Origin of the sequence: Pseudomonas sp. UBA3153, assembly GCF_002364635.1 — a bacterium.
In the GTDB taxonomy this organism is placed as follows: Bacteria; Pseudomonadota; Gammaproteobacteria; order Pseudomonadales; family Pseudomonadaceae; genus Pseudomonas_O; species Pseudomonas_O kuykendallii.
The window spans coordinates 15,416-35,217 of the sequence record NZ_DEYR01000011.1 but is presented as its reverse complement, the minus strand read 5'-3'; the positions used below and the strand labels follow the sequence as shown (position 1 = coordinate 35,217).

The 19,802-nt window shown below is 66.6% G+C and carries 17 protein-coding genes; 13 read left to right on the top strand and 4 right to left on the bottom strand.

Going from position 1 to position 19,802, the window contains the following annotated elements:
- Nucleotides 1-118 precede the first annotated feature (118 nt).
- Nucleotides 119-1,363: an urea ABC transporter substrate-binding protein gene (gene urtA / locus B2X67_RS02625; protein WP_282338635.1), complete on the bottom strand. Its 1,245-nt coding sequence runs from the start codon at nt 1,361-1,363 to the stop codon at nt 119-121.
- Nucleotides 1,364-1,816: 453 nt separating this feature from the next.
- On the opposite strand from urtA, the gene B2X67_RS02620 reads away from it, so the two are divergent.
- Nucleotides 1,817-5,233 (top strand): hybrid sensor histidine kinase/response regulator, encoded by a 3,417-nt coding sequence (locus tag B2X67_RS02620; RefSeq protein ID WP_286784524.1) that lies wholly within the window; start codon nt 1,817-1,819, stop codon nt 5,231-5,233.
- Entirely contained in the window at nt 5,229-5,927 is a 699-nt protein-coding gene (locus B2X67_RS02615; protein ID WP_286784544.1) for a response regulator, read from the top strand. The genes B2X67_RS02620 and B2X67_RS02615 overlap by 5 nt, the downstream gene beginning before the upstream one ends.
- Before the next feature lie 18 nt (nt 5,928-5,945).
- Here B2X67_RS02615 and B2X67_RS02610 read toward each other — a convergent pair whose 3' ends face one another.
- A complete protein-coding gene (locus B2X67_RS02610; protein WP_286784523.1) occupies nt 5,946-6,710 on the bottom strand; it encodes a substrate-binding periplasmic protein in 765 nt (254 codons plus the stop codon).
- A gap of 167 nt (nt 6,711-6,877) precedes the next feature.
- Between B2X67_RS02610 and B2X67_RS02605 the strand changes: the two genes are divergently transcribed.
- The 9 genes from B2X67_RS02605 (at nt 6,878) to B2X67_RS02565 (ending at nt 16,408) form a co-directional block, all read left to right on the top strand.
- Nucleotides 6,878-8,056: an NAD(P)/FAD-dependent oxidoreductase gene (locus tag B2X67_RS02605; protein ID WP_286784522.1), complete on the top strand. Its 1,179-nt coding sequence runs from the start codon at nt 6,878-6,880 to the stop codon at nt 8,054-8,056.
- 83 nt (nt 8,057-8,139) lie between these two features.
- Complete coding sequence (yccS, locus tag B2X67_RS02600; RefSeq protein WP_286784521.1) at nt 8,140-10,314, top strand: YccS family putative transporter; 2,175 nt, start codon at nt 8,140-8,142, stop codon at nt 10,312-10,314.
- A gap of 141 nt (nt 10,315-10,455) precedes the next feature.
- Nucleotides 10,456-11,295, top strand: coding sequence for an STAS domain-containing protein (locus tag B2X67_RS02595; RefSeq protein ID WP_282338628.1), 840 nt, complete (start codon nt 10,456-10,458; stop codon nt 11,293-11,295).
- An 8-nt stretch (nt 11,296-11,303) separates the two neighbouring features.
- Nucleotides 11,304-11,723, top strand: coding sequence for an STAS domain-containing protein (locus B2X67_RS02590; protein ID WP_090225166.1), 420 nt, complete (start codon nt 11,304-11,306; stop codon nt 11,721-11,723).
- Complete coding sequence (locus B2X67_RS02585) at nt 11,683-12,081, top strand: ATP-binding protein (protein WP_090223973.1); 399 nt, start codon at nt 11,683-11,685, stop codon at nt 12,079-12,081. Before B2X67_RS02590 ends, B2X67_RS02585 begins: the two co-directional genes overlap by 41 nt.
- Nucleotides 12,072-13,055: an ATP-binding SpoIIE family protein phosphatase gene (locus B2X67_RS02580; protein ID WP_376747791.1), complete on the top strand. Its 984-nt coding sequence runs from the start codon at nt 12,072-12,074 to the stop codon at nt 13,053-13,055. Before B2X67_RS02585 ends, B2X67_RS02580 begins: the two co-directional genes overlap by 10 nt.
- A complete protein-coding gene (locus B2X67_RS02575) occupies nt 13,048-14,802 on the top strand; it encodes an ATP-binding protein (protein ID WP_282338624.1) in 1,755 nt (584 codons plus the stop codon). The genes B2X67_RS02580 and B2X67_RS02575 overlap by 8 nt, the downstream gene beginning before the upstream one ends.
- Nucleotides 14,799-15,920, top strand: a complete 1,122-nt coding sequence (locus tag B2X67_RS02570) for a hybrid sensor histidine kinase/response regulator (RefSeq protein WP_286784519.1) — start codon at nt 14,799-14,801, stop codon at nt 15,918-15,920. The genes B2X67_RS02575 and B2X67_RS02570 overlap by 4 nt, the downstream gene beginning before the upstream one ends.
- A gap of 5 nt (nt 15,921-15,925) precedes the next feature.
- The gene (locus tag B2X67_RS02565; protein WP_286784518.1) at nt 15,926-16,408 is read left to right on the top strand and encodes a GreA/GreB family elongation factor; all 483 of its coding nucleotides are present in this window, start codon (nt 15,926-15,928) and stop codon (nt 16,406-16,408) included.
- A gap of 56 nt (nt 16,409-16,464) precedes the next feature.
- Here the strand turns inward: B2X67_RS02565 and B2X67_RS02560 are convergent, their stop codons facing one another.
- Nucleotides 16,465-16,965, bottom strand: a complete 501-nt coding sequence (locus B2X67_RS02560; RefSeq protein ID WP_286784517.1) for a M48 family metallopeptidase — start codon at nt 16,963-16,965, stop codon at nt 16,465-16,467.
- 191 nt (nt 16,966-17,156) lie between these two features.
- Between B2X67_RS02560 and B2X67_RS02555 the strand changes: the two genes are divergently transcribed.
- Nucleotides 17,157-17,534, top strand: coding sequence for a response regulator (locus B2X67_RS02555; protein WP_282338619.1), 378 nt, complete (start codon nt 17,157-17,159; stop codon nt 17,532-17,534).
- 57 nt (nt 17,535-17,591) lie between these two features.
- On the top strand, nt 17,592-19,274 hold the full coding sequence (gene ligB, locus B2X67_RS02550) for an NAD-dependent DNA ligase LigB (protein ID WP_376747790.1): 1,683 nt from the start codon (nt 17,592-17,594) through the stop codon (nt 19,272-19,274).
- A 10-nt stretch (nt 19,275-19,284) separates the two neighbouring features.
- Here ligB and B2X67_RS02545 read toward each other — a convergent pair whose 3' ends face one another.
- Nucleotides 19,285-19,731, bottom strand: coding sequence for a c-type cytochrome (locus B2X67_RS02545; protein WP_282338615.1), 447 nt, complete (start codon nt 19,729-19,731; stop codon nt 19,285-19,287).
- Between the last annotated feature and the right edge of the window lie 71 nt (nt 19,732-19,802).

Sequence of the window (19,802 nt, the reverse complement as noted above, 5' to 3'; positions counted from 1 at the left end):
CGGCCCTCTCCCGAGGGGAGAGGGGGGATGGGAGCCTGTCGACGGTAAGCGCGGCGCCCGTCGGTCCCCTCCCCTATCGGGGAGAGGGGGCTTGCGCTCGAAGCTCGCCGTCAAACCGTCACTGATAGCCTTTCGGGAACGGGTTCGGCTCGATCAGCTCGGACTCGTGGACCACCTTGAAGGTACCGTCGCCCTGGATTTCGGCGATGCGTGCCTTACTCCACAGGTGATGGTTCTCGTGGACCTTCACGTAGCCCTCCGGCGCGGTGGTCAGCTCGATGCCTGGGGACGCGGCGACGACCTTGTCGACGTCGAAGCTGCCGGCCTTCTCGACCGCCGCCTTCCACAGCCATGGGCCGAGGTAGCCGGCCTGGGTGACGTCGCCGATGACCGAGTCCTTGCCGTACTTGGCCTTGAATTCCTCAACGAATTTCTTGTTGTTGGGGTTATCCAGGGTCTGGAAGTACTTCATCGAGGAGTAGAAGCCCTTCATGTTCTCGCCACCGATGCCGAGCATTTCATCCTCGGTTACGGAGATGGTCAGCAGGGTCTGCTTGTCGCTGGTGATACCGGCGGCCTTCAGTTGCTTGTAGAAGGCCACGTTGGAACCGCCGACCACGGCGGCGAACACCACGTCGGGTTTCTTCAGCTTGATCTTGTTGGTCAGCGAGCCGAACTGGGTGTTGCCCAGCGGGTAATACTCTTCGCCGACGACCTTGCCGCCGAGCACGTTCTCGATGTGCTTGCGCGCGATCTTCATCGAGGTACGCGGCCAGATGTAGTCGGAGCCGAGCAGATAGAAGGTCTTGGCGCCCTTCTCCTTGGCGATCCAGTCGAGGCTGGCGAGGATCTGCTGGGTCGCTTCCTGGCCGGTGTAGATGACGTTCTTGGACTGCTCGAGGCCTTCGTAGAAGGTCGGGTAGTAGAGCAGGCCGTTGTCCTTCTCGAAGATCGGCAGCACGGCCTTGCGCGAGGCGGAGGTCCAGCAGCCGAACACGGCGGCGACCTTGTCGCTTTCCAGCAGCTTCTTGGCTTTTTCGGCGAAGGTCGGCCAGTCGGACGCACCATCTTCCTGGATCACCTTGATCTGCCGGCCGAGGATGCCGCCCGAGGCGTTGATCTGGTCGATGGCCAGGCGTTCGGCCTGGATGGAACCGGTTTCCGAGATCGCCATGGTGCCGGTCGCCGAGTGCAGCTGGCCGACGGTCACGGTGGTGTCGGTGACCGCCAGACCGGTGGTGTTGGCATCGTCGGCCTGCGCCATCTGGCCGAATACGCTGGCGGCCAGCAGCGAGATCGCCGCGGCGCCCAGCGCCAGCCGCCGGGGAAGGTGGCGTGTGGCTCCCGTGAGTCTTGATTCCATCGTCTTGCTCCTCTGGTGGTTGGCGCGATCGGCTCGCCTTGCGGGTGCCGGTCTCGGTTCGGGGCAAGAATGCGTTTGCGACGCGAACGGGGGGTATACGCAGATTGACGTAAGCGCATACGTCATCTGACGTACAGGCGCAGCGCTCTGCCTCGGGCATCCTGAGCCCCGCCACGCGCGCAGGCGTCCCGCATCCTGTAGGCCGACGCCAAGCCGCCGGTGCGCGCGGCGCACCCTACGGCGGTCGGTGCATGCGTAGGGTGCGCCATGCGCACCAGGGGGACCGCCGGACTCCCCGGCGCAGGAAAACCCCCGGTGCGCGCGGCGCACCCACGGCAACACGCTTCACGGAGCACTCGTAGGGTGCGCCATGCGCACCGCAGAACCGCCCGACGGGTCACGCCGAGGCATGGAAGTTGCTGTCGAGAACCACCGCCAACCAGGAGCGCGCCCGTGCAGCCCACCGGCACTCAACGCATCGCCAAGATCCGCCGCGACTACAACAGCTGGGTCGCCGACGAGACGCTGGAAGACTACGCGCTGCGCTTCACGCCGAAGTCGTTCCGCAAGTGGTCGGAGTTCCGTATCGCCAACACCGCCCTGGGCGCGGTGTCGTTCCTCGCCCTGGAAGCGATCGGCGGCGCGCTGGCGATCAGCTACGGCTTCAACAACACGCTGTGGGCGATCATCGCCGTGGCCCTGGTGATCTTCCTCACCGGCCTGCCGATCAGCTACTACGCCGCCCGCTATGGCGTGGACATGGACCTGCTGACCCGCGGCGCCGGCTTCGGCTACATCGGCTCGACCATCACCTCGCTGATCTACGCCAGCTTCACCTTCCTGTTCTTCGCCCTCGAGGCGGCGATCATGGCGCTGGCGCTGGAGCTGTACTTCAACATCCCGCTAGCGCTGGCCTATGTGATCTGTTCGATCCTGATCATCCCGCTGGTGACCTACGGCATCACCCTGATCAACCGCCTGCAGCTGTGGACGCAGCCGGTGTGGATCGTTTTGCTGTTCCTGCCCTACGTGTTCGTCATGCTGAAAAACCCCGAGGCGCTCAGCGACCTCACCGGCTTCGTCGGCCGTGAGGGCGAGGCCGGGCGCTTCAACCTGCTGCATTTCGGCGCCGCCTGCACCGTGGCGCTGGCGCTGGTCACGCAGATCGGCGAGCAGGTCGACTACCTGCGCTTCCTGCCGGCCAGGACCCGCGCCAACCGCAAGCGCTGGTGGGCGGCGATGCTGCTGGCCGGGCCGGGCTGGATCATCCCCGGCGCGCTGAAGATGTTCGCCGGCGCCTTTCTCGCCTTCCTCGCCCTGCAGCACGAGATTCCCATCGAGCGCGCCGCCGAGCCGACGCAGATGTACCTGGTGGCCTACGGCTACGTGTTCGACTCGCCGCAATGGGCACTCGGCGCGATGGTGCTGTTCGTCATCGTCTCGCAGGTGAAGATCAACGTGACCAACGCCTACGCCGGCTCGCTGGCCTGGTCGAACTTCTTCGCCCGCGTCACCCACAGCCATCCGGGGCGCGTGGTGTGGCTGGTGTTCAACGTCGCCATCGCGCTGATGCTGATGGAGCTGGGCGTGTTCGAGGCCATCGAGCAGGTGCTCGGGCTCTACTCCAACATCGCCATCGCCTGGATCGGCGCGGTGGTCGCGGACCTTGTGATCAACAAGCCGCTGGGGCTCTCGCCCAAGCAGATCGAGTTCAAGCGCGCGCACCTGTACGACATCAACCCGGTCGGTGTCGGCGCCATGCTGATCGCCTCGCTGCTCTCGGTGGCGGCGCACGGCGGGCTGTTCGGCGCCCTCGCCCAGGCCGCGTCGCCGGCCGTGGCGCTGGGCTCGGCGCTGATCGTCGCGCCGCTGATCGCCTGGCTGACCAAGGGCCGCTACTACATCGCCCGGCAGCGCCAGCCGGAGCTGCTCTACCCGTACACGGTCAAGGGCAAGGTGCCCTGCGTGCTCTGCAGCAATGCCTTCGAGGAGCCGGACACCGCCTTCTGCCCGGCCTACGGCGCGCCGATCTGCTCGCTGTGCTGCTCGCTGGACGCGCGCTGCGGCGACCTCTGCAAGCCGCGCGCGCGGCTCGCAGAGCAGTTCGACGACCTGATCCACTGGATCTTCCCCAACGTCTCCATCCCGCGCCTGCACACCCGGCTGGCGCATTACCTCGGCGTGCTGACGGTGATAGTCGCGCTGCTGTCCTGCGCTCTGGCGTTGGTCTACAGCCAGGTTTCCCAGGGCATCGGCGAGGCCTCGCCGGAAGCGATGCAGACGCTCTACCAGGCGTTCCTCAAGGCGTTCCTGGTGCTCACCCTGTTCGCCAGCCTGCTCGCCTGGTGGGTGGTGCTGACCCGCGAGAGCCGCCGCGTCGCGCAGGAGGAATCGCACCGCCAGACGCAGTTGCTGATGCAGGAGATCGAGGCGCACCGGCGCACCGACGAGGAACTGCAGAAGGCCAAGGAAGCCAGCGAGGCGGCCAACGCGGCGAAGAGCCGCTACGTCACCGGCCTCTCCCACGAGCTGCGCACGCCGCTCAACAGCATCCTCGGCTACACGCAGATCCTGCAGCGCGACGGCGCCATGGCAGTCCAGCACAAGGACGCCCTGGCGACCATCTTCCGCAGCGGCTCGCACCTGCTCTCGCTGATCGACGGGCTGCTCGACGTGGCCAAGATCGAGGCCGGCAAACTGAACCTGGAGCAGGTGGAAATCCCCTTCCCCGAGTTCGTCCGGCAATTGCAGCAGATGATCACTCCGCAGGCCCAGGAGAAGGGCCTGGGCTTTCGCCTCGACGTGCGCGGGCGGCTGCCCAGCGTGGTGCGCGGCGACGACAAGCGCATCCGCCAGATCCTCATCAACCTGCTCGGCAACGCGGTGCGCTTCACCGAGCGCGGCGAGGTCGCCCTCGCCGTCAGCTACCTGCGCGAGACCGCCACCTTCGAGATCATCGATACCGGCATCGGTATCGCGCCGGAACAGATCGAGCGGATCTTCCAGCCCTTCGAGCGCGGCGACCCGCTGCGCCAGGACAACGGCGTCGGCCTCGGCCTGACCATCACCCGCATGCTCACCTCGCTGATGGGCGGCGAACTGTCGGTGACCAGCCGCCCCGGCGAGGGCACCCGCTTCCAGGTGCGCCTGTTCCTGTCCGAGGTGCGCGTGCCGCAGGCCGTGGTGCACGTCGAGCACGACATCGTCGGCTACCAGGGCGAGCGCCGGCTGATCCTGGTGGTCGACGATCACCTGGAACACCGCAAGGTGCTCTCCGGCATGCTCGCGCCGCTGGGCTTCGCCATCGCCGAGGCGAGCAACGGCCAGGAGGCGGTGCGCCAGGTCGCCCTGCTCAACCCGGACCTGATCCTGATGGACCTGTCGATGCCGCTGATGGACGGCTGGGAAACCAGCCGGATGATCCGCCGCAACGTGATGTCGCAGGCGCCGATCATCGTCATCTCGGCCAACGCCTTCACCGACGACCGCGAGCGCAGCGTAGGCGCCGAATGCAGCGATTACCTGGCCAAGCCGGTGCACACCCCCGAGCTGCTGGAGAAGATCAAGGTCCAGCTCGGCCTGCAATGGCTCAAACGCCCCACCGAAGCGCCGCCCGGAAACGGGCCCTGGCGGCTACCCAGCGACCAGGCCCTGGCCGAGCTCAGCGAGCTGGGCGCACAGGGCTACGTGAAAGGCATCGTCGAACGCCTCGACGCGCTGGAGGGTACCGAACCGGAAGCCGCCGCCTTCGTCGCCGGCATGCGCCAACTGGTCAAGCGCTTCCAGCTCAACGAATTCAACCGCCTGCTCAAGGATGCCCAGAGCCGGCGCCGTTCCGTGCCCGAACAGGAGATCGCCCGTCGTGATTGATTCCCAGCCGTCCGCCCCACCCACCGCCAAGGCCCTCCGGCCGGTCCACGAGCAGGGTGTGGTCCTGATCGTCGACGACGTTCCGGACAACCTCGCCCTGCTTTCCGACGCCCTCGACGAGGCCGGCTACATGGTGCTGGTCGCCCTCGACGGCGCCAGCGCGCTGGAGCGCATGCAGCGCCGCCGCCCGGACGTGATCCTGCTGGACGCAATGATGCCCGGCATGGACGGCTTCGAGACCTGCCGGCGGATCAAGGCGCAGGCCGGCATCGCGGATATCCCGGTGCTGTTCATGACCGCGCTGACGGACAGCGAGCACGTCGTCGAAGGCTTCGCCGCCGGCGGCATCGACTACGTGACCAAGCCGATCCGCCCCGACGAGGTGCTCGCCCGCGTCGCCGCCCACCTGCGCACCGCGCGCACCCTGCAGACCGCGCGCAACGCTCCGGGCGCCGCCCCGAGCCTGGACGACGAACAGGTCCGCGAAGCCCTCGCGGCACGCTTCCAGCTCACCGGCCGCGAAGTCGAAGTGCTGCACTGGGTCGCCTGCGGCAAGACCAACCGCGATATCGGCGACATCCTCGGCCTCAGCCCGCGCACGGTGAACAAGCACCTGGAGCACGTCTACGTGAAGCTCGGCGTGGAAACCCGCACCGCCGCGGCGGCCGTGGCGATGGCGGCGGGCGGACGCTAGTCCTGCGCGGCGCCGGGCTCAGCGCAGGCGGTGCCGGTCGATCAGCCGGTCGTAGCTGCCGTCGGCCTTCATCTCCTCGATCGCGCGGTCGAAACCTTCGATGATCTCGGCGTAGTTCTTCAGGCTGCGCCGCACGAGGATGTGCAGGCCGTTCTCGGACAACGGCGGGGAAAGGAACTCCAGCCCCGCGCGCAGGCTGCGCAGCGAGCGACTGAAATGAAAGCCGGCGGCGTACTCGTCCTCCACGGCCAGGTCGACGCGGCCGGCGGCGAGCATGTTGGCGGCGACCTCGAAGCTGCGCACGGGGACCCGCCTGAGCTTCTCGTCGGTGTCGAAGGCGGGGTCGTAGGCGTAGTCGCGCACCACGGCAATGCTGTAGGGATACAGGTCCTGGATACGCCGGAAGCTGATGTCGCTGCCCTTGCGCGCGAGCAGGCGCACCCGGTTCGACAGGTAGGGCGCGGAAAACGCCCCGTAGGTGGCGCGTTCCTCGCTGTACCAGGCGCTGATGACGACGTCGTACTGGTCCTGCTGGAGGCCGCGGATCGCCCGCGCCCAGGGCACCTCGACGTACTCGCTGTCGTAGCCGGCGCGCTTCAGCGCGGTGCTCACCAGATCGGTGGCCAGCCCGTTGTTGAGCAAGCGGTGATCGGTATAGGGCGCCCAGGCATTGGCCACCAGGCGCAAGGGTTCGGCGGGCGCCAGGCCGGCGTACAACAGACTGGCGAACAGCAGGGTTCTGGAAGCCCTGACCGGCCATGAGTCCGCGAGGCACTGCTTCATCGACACATGCTCCCTACTGGAACGACTTCGTGTAGGTGCGGATAACCGCGCCAATCTCGTGGCAAGAAGCAGGCCACGCCGGACGGCATTCGGCGGCGAACGGGCATCGGTTACCATGCGCGGCCGCCGGCACGCTTCCGGCCAGGCTTGTACGTGGAGGTCGACGGGTGCGCAATACGGATGTGGTGATCATAGGTGCCGGTGCCGCCGGTCTGATGTGTGCGTTGACCGCAGGCGCGCGAGGCCGGCGTGTGCTGTTGCTCGACCATGCGAACAAGGCTGGGAAGAAAATTCTCATGTCCGGCGGCGGCCGCTGCAATTTCACCAATCTCTACAGCGAGCCGGGAAATTTCCTCTCGCGCAACCCGCACTTCTGCAAATCGGCGCTGGCGCGCTACACCCAGTGGGATTTCATCGCCCTGGTGGAGGCCCACAAGGTGCCCTACCACGAGAAGAAACTCGGCCAGCTGTTCTGCGACGACAAGGCCGGCGACATCCTGCAGATGCTCCTCGACGAATGCCGGCAGGCGAACGTCGAGCTGCACCTGGACACGCCGGTGAACGTCATCGAGAAAAGCGAGGGCGGCTATCGGTTGCAGACCGGCATCGGCGAGCTGCAATGCGCCTCGCTGGTGATCGCCACCGGCGGCCTGTCGATCCCGACCCTCGGCGCCACCGGCTTCGGCTACCAGGTCGCCCGCCAGTTCGGCCACGAGGTGCTGCCGACCCGCGCCGGCCTGGTGCCCTTCACCATCACCGACAGCCTCAAGGACCTGTGCAGCGAACTCTCCGGCACCTCGCTGGACTGCGCGGTGAGCTGCAACGGCGAACGCTTTCGCGAGAACCTGCTGTTCACCCACCGCGGCCTGAGCGGGCCGGCGATCCTGCAGATCTCCTCCTACTGGGAGCCGGGCGACGTCGTCGAGATCGACCTGCTACCCGACCGCGACGCCGAGGCCTGGCTGCTGGAGGCGCAACGCGCCCACCCGGACCGTGAACTGAAGACGCTGCTCGCCGAGGTGTTCACCAAGAAGATGGCCGGGCTGCTCGCCGAACGCTGGTTCGTGTCCAAACCGCTGCGCCAGTACACCCCGGCCGAAATCGCCGAGATCGCCGCGCGCCTGGGCGGCTGGCGCCTGGTGCCGTCGGGCACCGAGGGTTATCGCACCGCCGAGGTCACCCTGGGCGGCGTAAGCACCGACGAGGTGTCGTCGAAGACCATGGAATCGCAGCGCTCGCCGGGGCTGTACTTCGTCGGCGAGGTGCTCGACGTCAGCGGCCATCTGGGCGGTTTCAACTTCCAGTGGGCCTGGGCCTCGGGACACGCCGCCGGGGAGTGCGTCTGAGCCGGCGAAGAAATCCGCCGAACGCGTGGCTTTAATTCGTTTTCGCTAGTCTGATGCCTATCCAACGGAGACCGAACCGAGCCATGCCCCGATCTTCCCTCAACCACACCCTGCGCCGCCTCTGGGGCCGCGACAAGTTCGCCTTCAGCCTGAGGGTGCTGATCGCGCTGACCGGCGCCATGGCGCTGTGCTGGTACGAGGAACGCCTGGAACTGGTGATCCCGCTGTTCCTCGGGGTGATCGCCAGCGCCCTGGCGGAAACCGACGACAACTGGTTCGGCCGCCTCAAGGCACTGGCGGTGACGCTGGTCTGCTTCGCCATCGCCGCCAGTTCGGTGGAACTGCTGTTCCCCTACCCCTGGCTGTTCGTCTCCGGGCTGGCGCTGTCGACCTTCGGCATGACCCTGCTCGGCGCGCTGAGCGCACGCTACGCGACCATCGCCCAGGCCACGCTGATCCTGTCCATCTACACCATGATCGGCGTCGACCAGCGCGGCGGCAACGCCGGCAGTTTCTGGCACGAACCGCTGCTGCTGATCGCCGGCGCCACCTGGTACGGCCTGCTCTCGGTGGCGTGGAACGCGGTGTTCTCCAACCAGCCTGTTCAGATCGGCCTGGCCGTGCTGTTCCGCGAGCTCGGCCTCTACCTCAAGCTGAAGGCCGCGCTGCTGGAGCCGCTGCGCCAGCTCGACCTGGAGGAGCGGCGCCTGGAACTGGCCAAGCAGAACGGCAAGGTGGTGACCGCGCTGAACCAGGCCAAGGAAATCCTCCTGCACCGCCTCGGCGGCCGGCCGGGACCGAAGGTGAAGCGCTACCTGCGTCTTTATTTCACCGCCCAGGACATCCACGAGCGCGCCAGTTCCTCGCACTACCCGTACAACGCGCTGACCGAGGCGTTCTTCCACAGCGACGTGCTGTTCCGCTGCCAGCGCCTGCTGCACCAGCAAGGCTCGGCGTGCCAGGCGCTGGGCCGCGCGATCCAGCTGCGCCAGCCGTTCGAGCACGGTGAAAGCCAGCAGGCGCTGAGCGACCTGCAGGCCTCGCTGGACTACCTGCGCGCACAGAACAACCCGACCTGGCGCAGCCTGCTGCGCTCGCTCGGCGCGCTGGCGGCCAACCTCGGCACGCTGGAGAAGAAGCTGGCCGACGCGAGCAACCCGGATGCGCCGCTGGACGAGCAGGACAGCACGCTGTTCGACCGTTCGCCGCGCTCCTTCAAGGACGCCGCCGAACGCCTCCGCCAGCAGTTCACCCCGACCTCGCTGGTGTTCCGCCACGCGCTGCGCATGGCCATCGCGCTGGTCGCCGGCTACGCCATGCTGCACTGGATCCACCCCAGCCAGGGCTACTGGATCCTGCTCACAACGGTATTCGTCTGCCAGCCGAACTACGGCGCCACCCGCGTGCGCCTGGTGCAGCGGATCCTCGGCACCATCGCCGGGCTGGTCGGCGGCTGGGCGCTGATCACGCTGTTCCCCAACGCCCTGATCCAGTCGTTCCTGGCGGTGATCGCCGGGGTGCTGTTCGCCGCCACGCGCAGTTCGCGCTACACCCTGGCGACCGCCGCGATGACCCTGCTGGTGCTGCTCTGCTTCAACCAGATCGGCGATGGCTACGGGCTGATCTGGCCGCGCCTGTTCGATACCCTGGTCGGCAGCCTGATCGCCGGCGCGGCGGTGTTCCTGATCCTGCCGGACTGGCAGGGCCGGCGCCTGAACCGGATGATCGGCACCGCGCTGAGCAGCAATGCGCGTTACCTGCGCCAACTGATGCAGCAGTACCGCAGCGGCAAGCGCGACGACCTCGAGTACCGCATCGCCCGGCGCAACGCGCACAACGCCGATGCCGCGCTGTCGAGCACACTGTCGAACATGCTCATGGAGCCCGGCCATTTCCGTAAGGACGCCGAGCTGGGTTTCCGCTTCCTGCTGTTCAGCCACACGCTGCTCAGTTACCTCTCGGCCCTCGGCGCGCACCGCGGCAGTCTGCCCCAGGAGCTCTACGACGAACTGATCGAAAGCGCCTCGGTGCGTATCGCCGACAGCCTCGACCAGCTGGCCACCGCCCTGACCGAGCAGCGCAGCGTCGCCGTGCACGACGAGGAAGAAGAAGCGCTGGCCGCCCAGCTCGAACAATCCCCCGACGAACAGCACGACGTGCAGCGCCTGGTGAAAACCCAGCTGGCGCTGATCTGCCGCCAACTGGCGCCCCTGCGCACGCTCTCGGCGCATCTGCTGAAACCCGCCAAAGCCAATTGAGGGTGGTTCTCAGCCGCTGCGCGGCGAGAGAATTCCTCGACACTGCATGCTATTGTCCTCCACCGAAACCGGGTCTTGAGCCCGGTTTTTTAATGGAAGAAGCGCACGCGCCTGCCGCGGCCCCAGACCTGCGAGGACCCCATGTCAGTACCAGTGATTGCCGAACTACTGAAAAAACACGAAAGCGAGCTCCTTCAGGAGTGGATCGTGAGCCAGCGCGCCGCCGGTTTCCGCACCGACCTGATCGATGAAGGCACCGTACAGAACAACTCGCGCGAGCTGCTCAAGCTACTCAGCATCGCCGCGCTCAGCGGCATCGATGACCTCGGCAGCGCCGAGTGGAAGCCGGTGCGCAACATGATCGAGGCGCTGTCGCGCACGCAGAGCCGGCAAGGTTTCAGCCCCAGCGAAACCGCCACCTTCGTGTTCTCGCTCAAGGAGCCGCTGTTCGCCAAGATCCAGGCGAGCTGCGCCGATCCGGCAAGCGAAATGCTCAAGGCCAGCCAGTTGCTCGACAAGCTCGGCCTGTACAGCATGGAGAGCTACATGACCGGCCGCGAGTCGGTGATCCGCGAGCAGCAGGAGAGCATGCTCGAGCTGTCCACCCCGGTCGTCGAGCTGTGGAAAGGCGTGCTGGCGATCCCGCTGATCGGCTCGCTGGACAGCAACCGCACGCAGATCGTGATGGAAGCGCTGCTGGAAAAGATCGTCCAGACCGAATCCGAAATCGCCATCATCGACATCACCGGCGTGCCGACCGTCGACACCATGGTCGCCCAGCACCTGCTCAAGACCGTCACCGCCGCAAAGCTGATGGGCGCCCGCTGCATCATCAGCGGTATCCGTCCGCAGATCGCCGCGACCATCGTCCACCTGGGCGTGGAGCTGGGCGACGTGATCACCAAGTCGTCCCTGGCGGATGCGTTCTCCGTCGCGCTGAAAGAGCTCGATATACGTCTGGTCAAAGGCTCGCTGAGGTAAACGCCATGGTGGACAAGATCCCGATTCTGAAAATGGGAAAATTCCTGCTCCTGTCGATCCAGGTCGACATGCACGACCAACTGGCGATGGACCTCCAGGAAGATCTCACGCACCAGATCGTCCTGCACCGCTCCAAGGGCGTGCTGATCGACATTTCCTCGCTGGACATCGTCGACTCGTTCATCGGTCGCATGCTGTCGCACATCGCCCATGTCTCCCGCATCCTCGACGCGAAGATCATCGTCGTCGGCATGCAGCCGGCGGTGGCGATCACCCTGGTCGAGCTGGGCCTGTCGCTGGACGGCATCGCCACGGCATTGAACGTCGAGAAGGGCATGCGTCGCCTGGAACAAATGGTCGAAGACGACCTCAGCCTGGAGCTAGAAAGTGGGGAAGACCGAGATTTTTCCGCTGAAGCAGGAGACTGACATCGTCATCGTCCGACAGCGCGTGCGCAAAGCGGCGGAAGCCGTGCGGCTAGGTCTGGTTTCGCAGACCAAGATCGTCACCGCGGCCAGCGAAATCGCGCGTAACGCGTTGATCTACGGCGGCGGCGGCGAGTGCGTGATCGAAGAGACGACCAAGGACGGGCGCGGCGCCGTTCGCTTGGTAATTTCCGACCAGGGCGAAGGCATCGCGAACCTCGACCGGGCCATGGTCGATGGATACACCTCGGGCAGCGGCATGGGCCTGGGACTCGGCGGCGCCAAGCGCCTGGTCGACCAGTTCGCCATCGAAAGCCAACCCGGGCAAGGCACCCGCATCGAATTATGGAAGTGGCGTTGAACACCGACTGCTGTACCCGCTCGTTCGTGGTGAACGAGGTCGCCCATGTCGACGCGGTGCGCCGCGCGACCATCAGGCAGGCCGAGGCGCAGGGGTTCGACGAGGATGCCCTGGGCCGGATGACCATTGTCATCCAGGAAATGGCCCGCAACCTGGTCAACCACGCCGGCGAAGGCGAGATCCTGCTCAACGGCGACGGCGGCACGCTGGACGTGCTGGCCGTCGACCGCGGACCGGGCATGGTCAACGTTGCCCAGTGCATGGCCGACAGCTACTCCAGCAAGGGCACCATGGGCGCCGGCCTGGGTGCGATCAAGCGCCTCTCGGACAGCTTCGACATCTATTCACAGCCGGGCCAGGGCACCGTGGTGCTGGCACGCTTCCAGCTCGAAAAGTCGCCGCCCTCGGCGCTGATCAGCGGCGCGCTGTGCCTGCCGCACCCCAAGGAAGAGCTCTGCGGCGACGCCTGGGCGATTCGGGACAACCGGGTGATGCTCTGCGACGGCCTCGGTCATGGTCCGCAGGCCAACGAAGCCAGCCAGCGGGCACGCCGGCTGTTCCTCGAGCACGACCCGAAGATCGGCCTGGTCGAACTCATGGAGCGCACCCACCATGCGCTGCAGAGCACTCGTGGCGGCGCCCTGGCGTTCGCCGAGGTGGACGTCGAACAGGGCCAGGTGACCTTCTGCGGCGTGGGCAACATCGCCGGCGCGCTCTACGCGGAACAGTCACGCGGCATGGTTTCTTCGAACGGAACGGTGGGCTACAAGGTCGGAAGGGTACAGACCTTCTCTTACCCCTGGGACGAGCACACTCTGTTGATCATGTCTTCCGATGGCATCACCACCAAATCCAGCCTGAACCCCTACCCCGGCATTCGCGCCCGCCACCCGGCCCTGGTCGCCGGCGCCATCATGCGCGACTTCCGCCGGCTGAACGACGACGCCACGGTGGTGGTGCTTCGTCATGCGTGACGCGCTGCCGATCTCCAGCGTACCCATCCTTTCCGAAATCGACGTGGTGCTCTGTCGTCAGCGCGCCAAGCAGATCGCCGGCTGGGTGGGCATGTCGCAGCTGGAGCAGATTCGCCTGGCCACCGGCGTGTCCGAGCTGGCGCGCAACATCTTCCAGTACGCCAGCCAGGGGAGATTCAATTTCTACCTGCAGCGCGACGCCCGCGGTCAGCTCAACGGCATCGCCTTCGACGCGATAGACCAGGGCAAGGGCATCGCCCAGCTGCAGGAGATCCTCGACGGCAGCTACGTCTCCACCACCGGTATGGGCGTCGGCCTGGTCGGCGCCAAGCGGCTGATGGACGATTTCCAGATCGAGTCCTCGACCAACGGCACGCGGATACGCGCGATCAAGTACATGGGCCAACCCCGACCATTCCCGGACGAGGCGCAGATCGTCGCCTTCCGCCAGCAGCTCAGCGCGGGCGGCGAGCTCGATCCGTACCGGGAACTGCAACTGCAGAGCGAGGACCTGCTGCTCACCAACAACGAGCTTCGCATCCGCCAGCAGGAGCTGGAGGACACCGCCCAGGAGCTGGAAAACACCAACAAGGGCGTGGTGGCGCTGTATTCCGAGCTGGAGAAGACCGCTCAGGAATTGAAGGAGGCCGGCGAATCGAAGAGCCGCTTCTTCTCCAACATGACCCACGAATTCCGCACCCCGATCAACATCATCGAGAACATCTCCAAGCTGCTGGCCAGTGGCGTCGACGGCCAGCTGAACGCCGAGCAACTGAAGCAGGTGAAGTTCATCAGCGACGCCGCCGCCGAGCTGGCCAATCTGATCACCGAGCTGCTCGACCTCGCCGAGGTGCAGTCCGGGCGCATCGAGATCGCGCCGACGCGTTTCAGCTTGTTCGCCTTCATGGAGGAGATCGAGACCCTGACGACCTCGCTGGCGATCCGCTATCCGGGCGTCACTCCGCTGATCCAGCTGCCGACCAGCGACGTGAGTCTGAACACCGACCACGGCCGGCTGTTTCAGATCCTGCGCAACCTGATTTCCAACGCGTTCAAGTACACCCCAGCCGGCAACGTGAAGATCAAGGTGTTCCAGCCGGACGACGCGCACCTTGAGTTCCTCGTCGAGGACACCGGCATCGGTATCTCCGCGGAGAACCAGGCGCGGGTGTTCGAGGAGTTCTGCCGGATCAAGTCGCCGAACCTGAAGAACATCGAGGGCACCGGCCTGGGCCTGCCGCTGGCGCAGAAGCTGGCGACCCTGCTCAACGGGCGCATCAGCCTGTCCAGCCGCGAAGGCCAGGGCAGCCGCTTCTACGTGCAGATTCCGCTGGAACTGGACGGTGAGGAAAGCGACGGCCGGGACCTCGACCTCAGCGGGACGACTATCCTGATCATCGATGACAGCGACGCCGACCGTTACCTGATCCGCCGCACCCTGGAACCCTACGATCCGGTGCTGATCGAGGCGGACAGCGCCCGCGCCAGCATCGACAAGCTCAACGCGGTACGCCCGGACATCATCTTCCTCGACCTCGAGCTTCCGGACATCAGCGGCGAGGACCTGCTCGCCAGCATGGACTGGAGCATGCACCAGCGGGTGGTGATCAACACGGCGAAACCGCTTGGCGACGAAGAGCGCGCCCGCCTGGAGCCCCACTGCCATGCGCTGTTGCTGAAGACCCAGGCGGATTATTCCGAACGCCTGCTGCAATGCGTCAGAGCCCTCGCGTGGAGGCAGGAATGAAGACCCGCAAGCGCATCCTTGTCATCGACGACACCGACGCCAACCGCTATGTGCTGAAGAAGATCCTCGCCACCCAGCCGTCCTACGAAATCATCGAGGCCGGCAGTGGCGAAGAGGGCCTGGCGCTGATGGACGCCGACGTCGACCTGATGATCATCGACATCAACCTGCCGGACATGACCGGGTTCGATCTCATCCAGGCCGCCGAGAAGAAGCTCGGCCGCGGCAAGCTGCCGTCGGTCATCAACATCTCCGCAACCTTCGTCACCGGCAAGGACAAGGCCACCGGGCTCAACAGTGGCGCGCAGGCCTACCTGACGCATCCGATCAACCCGGACGAAGTGGTCGCGACCATTTCTTCGCTGCTCAAGACCAACCACCGCATCGAACGCGTCGAACAGCAGCGCAACGTGGCGATTGCCCTCAGCCAGAACCTGCAGACCGAGAAGATCATGCTCGAGCGCTTCATGCGCTCGCTCAGCCACGACCTGCGCTCGCCGCTCACCGCCGCCTCGATGGTGGTAGGGCTGATGCAGAAGAGCCCTACCCGGCGCAGCGACGAGATGCTGGATATTCTCGAAAAGAACCTGCAGCGCATGAGCCAGATGATCACCAACGTGCTCGACATCTCCCACGTCAGCCTCGGTGGTGGCCTTCAACTCAACGGCGAGACCTTCACCGTCGGCATGCTGCTTGAGGGTGCGGTCGCCGATCTGCGCATCCAGATCGGCAATGAGCTGCGCGTCGACCTGGAAACCCCCGAAGAGGAGGTGTTCTGGGATCGCCATGCGTTCCTGCGGATCATCGACAACCTGGTGATAAACGCCGCCAAGCACGGCAGCAAGAGCGCGCCGATCTTCATCGAACAGCGCCACCTCGAGGGCGAAATGCTGATCCGCGTACGCAATGGCGGCAGCATTCCCAGCGACGTGCTGGCGAACCTGGCGACGCCCTACTTCATCTCCACCAAGAGCGACGTGCAGGGTTGGGGGCTTGGCCTGCCGACGGTGAAGGCGCTGTGCGAAAGCTTCGGCGGGCGCGTCGAGTTCAGCAGCGGGGGCGAGGAAGTGATCGTCGACGTGTTCCTCCCGGTCAGCCTGCCGCGCGCGCGAACCTGAACCCGATGGACAAGGCCCGTCTGCGCGAGCGCCTGCTGGAGCGCCTGGAAAGCGACCTCGAACTGGCGCGCCGCGCCGCGCAAACCGCCTACGAGGCGGCGACCCACGAAGAGAACATCGCCGAAAACAAGTACGACACCCTCGGTCTGGAGGCGTCGTACCTCGCGGCGGGCCAGTCGCGCCGCGTCGAGGAAATCCACCAGACCCTCGCCGCCTGGCGCCAGTTGCCTCTGCAACCCTACGCCGCGCCGCGCGGCATCACACTCGGCACGCTGGTGCAACTGGCCGACGACAACGGCGACGAGCAGTGGCTGCTGCTCGGCCCCGACGGCGCCGGCCTCAAGCTCAGCGACGAGCAGCGCGACGTGCTGGTGATCACCGCCCGCTCGCCGCTCGGCGCCGCCCTGCTCGGGCAGCACGCAGGCGATGAATTCGAGCGTGAGATCGCCGGGCGCAAACGCCGCTTCGAGATTCTCGCGGCCTTCTGAGCCCCGCTACCCGCAAGAGCCCCAGGACGAAGGCACCGCTACGCAAATTCGCCGGCTCACGATTTCGTCTGCAGGTCGCGCCAGGTCAGGTGGATGCGCAGGTCGAACTCCAGTTGGTGGTAGCCGGGCAGCATGTGCTCGCAGAGCTGGTAGAACGCCTTGTTGTGATCGAACTCGCGCAGGTGCGCCAGCTCGTGAACCACGATCATGTTGAGGAACTGCGGCGCCGTATCGCGGAACAGCGCGGCGATGCGGATTTCCTTCTTCGCCCTGAGCCTTCCGCCCTGCACGCGCGACACCGCCGTGTGCAGGCCGAGGGCCTTCTGCAACACGTCGAGCCTGGCGTCGTAGAGCACCTTGTCCAGCCCCGGCGCGTTGCGCAGGAACTCCTGTTTGAGCGCCATGGTGTAGGCGTACAACGCTTTGTCGCTCTGCACCGCATGGCGCTCGGGATAGCGCTGGCGCAGGTACTCCTCGAGGCGTTCCTGGGCGATCAGCGTGCGCACCTTTTCCTGCAGCGCGGGCGGATAGGCAGCGAGGTATTTCAGCGGCGTCATGGCGGGCGGGACGGGCAATCAGGGAGCGCGCAGTCTAGCAAGCGGCCGCCCTTCGCGGTCGACTCGACGACGGGGCGCAGCGGGTAGATCGACGTGAAAGTTTCCGGAACGGACCCTGGCGCTGGCGGTCGTATGCGGGGAATATTCAACCCCATCGAAAAATCCCCCCTTAGCAGTCCCGGGCGCCACCAATGAGTCAGGCAAAAAGCAAAATCGTTCTGCTGGTCGAGGATGAGCCGGACGTCCGGCTTCTGCTCGCCGAATACCTCGAAGAAGAAGGCTACGACGTGCTGCAGGCCGCGTCCGCCGCGGAGGCGTTCGCAATACTGGCGAGCAAACCCCGCCTCGATCTGCTGGTCAGCGACTTCCGCCTGCCGGACGGGGTCTCCGGCGTGATGATCGCCGAACCCGCGCTCAAGCTGCGGCCGGACCTCAAGGTCATTTTCATCAGCGGCTACCCGGCGGAAATTCTCGATTCCGGCAGCCCCATCGCGCACCAGGCGCCGGTGCTGGCCAAGCCGTTCTCCTTCGACACCCTGCAGGACCAGATCCAGCGCCTGCTCGCCTGAGTCGCATGCCCCGGCGGCACCGCCTGAACTACGCTGCGCGCTTCTCCCCGAGCAAGGATGCTCCCGATGAAGCGCTGGATCGCCGCCACGCCGTTCTGCCTGCCTTTCACCCTGCTCGCCGCGCCCTGCCCCGACTGGCAGCCCGAGCGCGCCCGCGCCGAGCTCGACGGCCTGTCCCGCCGGATCGCCGAATGGGACGCCACCTACCACCGCCAGGGCCGCTCGCCGATCGCCGACGAACTTTATGACCAGGCCCGCGAACGGCTCGCTGGCTGGCGCGACTGTTTCCCCGGGCAGGCGCCGCTCGCCGCCGATCCGCTGGCCGGCGCCGCCGGGCAGATCGCCCATCCGGTGCCGCAGACCGGTCTCGACAAGCTCGCCGACGAAGCCCGCGTCGAAGCCTGGATGGCCGAGCGCGAAGGGCTCTGGGTGCAGCCGAAGGTCGATGGCGTGGCGGTGACGCTGATCTATCGCGACGGCCAGCTGCTGCAAGCGGTCAGCCGCGGCGATGGCCGCTTCGGCCAGGACTGGACGGCGCGGGTGCGCGCACTTCCCGGTGTGCCGGCGCGGCTGCCCGACAACCGCCGGCTGCTGCTCCAGGGCGAGCTGTACTGGAAGCTGACGGAGCACGTGCAGGCCAGCCACGGCAGCGCCGGCGCGCGGGGCAAGGTCGCCGGGCTGCTGGCGCGGCAGAGCCTCGGCGAGGCCGATGCCGCCGGCATCGGCCTGTTCGTCTGGGAATGGCCGGACGGCCCTGCCGACATGCGCGCCCGGCTCGACGAACTGCGCCGCCTGGGTTTCGCCGACAGCGCGCGTTTCAGCGAACCGGCGGCCTCCTTCGCCGAGGCTCGCAAATGGCGGGAGCACTGGTACCGGGCCGCATTGCCGTTCGCCAGCGACGGCGTGGTGATCAAGCAGGGCCGGCGTCCGCCGGGCGAGCGCTGGAGCGCCAGCGCACCGGCCTGGGCGATCGCCTGGAAGTTCCCGCTCGCCCAGGTGCTCGCCGAGGTGCGCGCGGTGGAGTTCAAGGTCGGCCGCAGCGGGCGCATCACCCCGCTGCTGCAGCTGCAACCGGTTCAGCTGGATGACCGTCGCGTGCAGCGCGTGTCGGCCGGATCGTTGCGTCGCCTGCGCGAACTGGATATCCAGCCCGGCGACCAGGTATCGGTCAGTCTCGCCGGGCTGACCATTCCGCGCCTCGACGGCGTGGTCTGGCATGCCGCCGTGCGCAAGCCGCTGGAGCTACCCGCCGCCTCGCGCTATCACCCGCTGAGCTGCTGGCAGCCCACGCCCGACTGCCGCAGCCAGTTCGCCGCGCGCCTGGAATGGCTGGGCGGCAAGCACGGCCTGGGCCTCGCCGGAGTCGGAGCGGGGAGCTGGCAGACGCTGATCGACGCGGGACTGGTGGAGCACCTGCTCGACTGGATGGACCTGCGCGAGGAGCAGTTGCTCGCCCTGCCCGGCTTCGGCGAGAAGCGCGCCAAACGCCTGCTGGCGAGTTTCGCCGAGGCCCGCGCCCAGCCGTTCGGCCGCTGGCTGGGCGCCCTTGGCTTGCCGCCCAGCGGCGCGGCGAATCTCGGTACGGACTGGCAGCAACTGGCCGGACGCAGCCAGGCCGACTGGCAGCGCGAGCCCGGTGTCGGCCCGGGCCGCGCGCGTGCCTTGGTGGCCTTCTTCGCCGACCCGCAGGTCCGCGCCCTTCGCCAGCGGCTGAAGGAGGCCGGCGTGGCGGGCTTCTGACGGGCCGCGATCAGTAGTCGCGGAACTCCTTGTGGCAGGCTTCGCAGGCGTCTTCCACCTTCTGCAGCGGCGCGGCGACCGTCTCGGGCGCCAACGGCCCGCTGGTGCTGGCAGCGACCAGGGCGGCGGTGCTGGCTTCCAGGTCGCGGGCCAGTTCGTCGAAGCGCTCCTGGCGCTGCCACACCTCGTCACGCGCGTTGCTGTGCTCTTCCTTGACCGTCGGAAAGTGCTTCCACGGCTGGCGCGACAGCTCGTCCAGATGCGCGGCGCCGGTGGCGAACGCCTTGCTGTCGAACTTCAGCCGGCCGCGCAGCATGCCGCCGAGGTCTTCGCTGGTCTTCAGCATCTGCTTGAAGATCGCCTGGCGCTGGCCGAGCGGGGAGTTGGGGTCAATCTTGTTGCAACCACCGAGCACGAGCAGCGCGGCGAATACGATGAACAATGATTTGGAAGGCATGGGCGTTTTCGCGAGGGTTGGGCGGGACGCGGATTATCCGCCCCCGTCCGTGTCGCTGCCAAACTGATCCG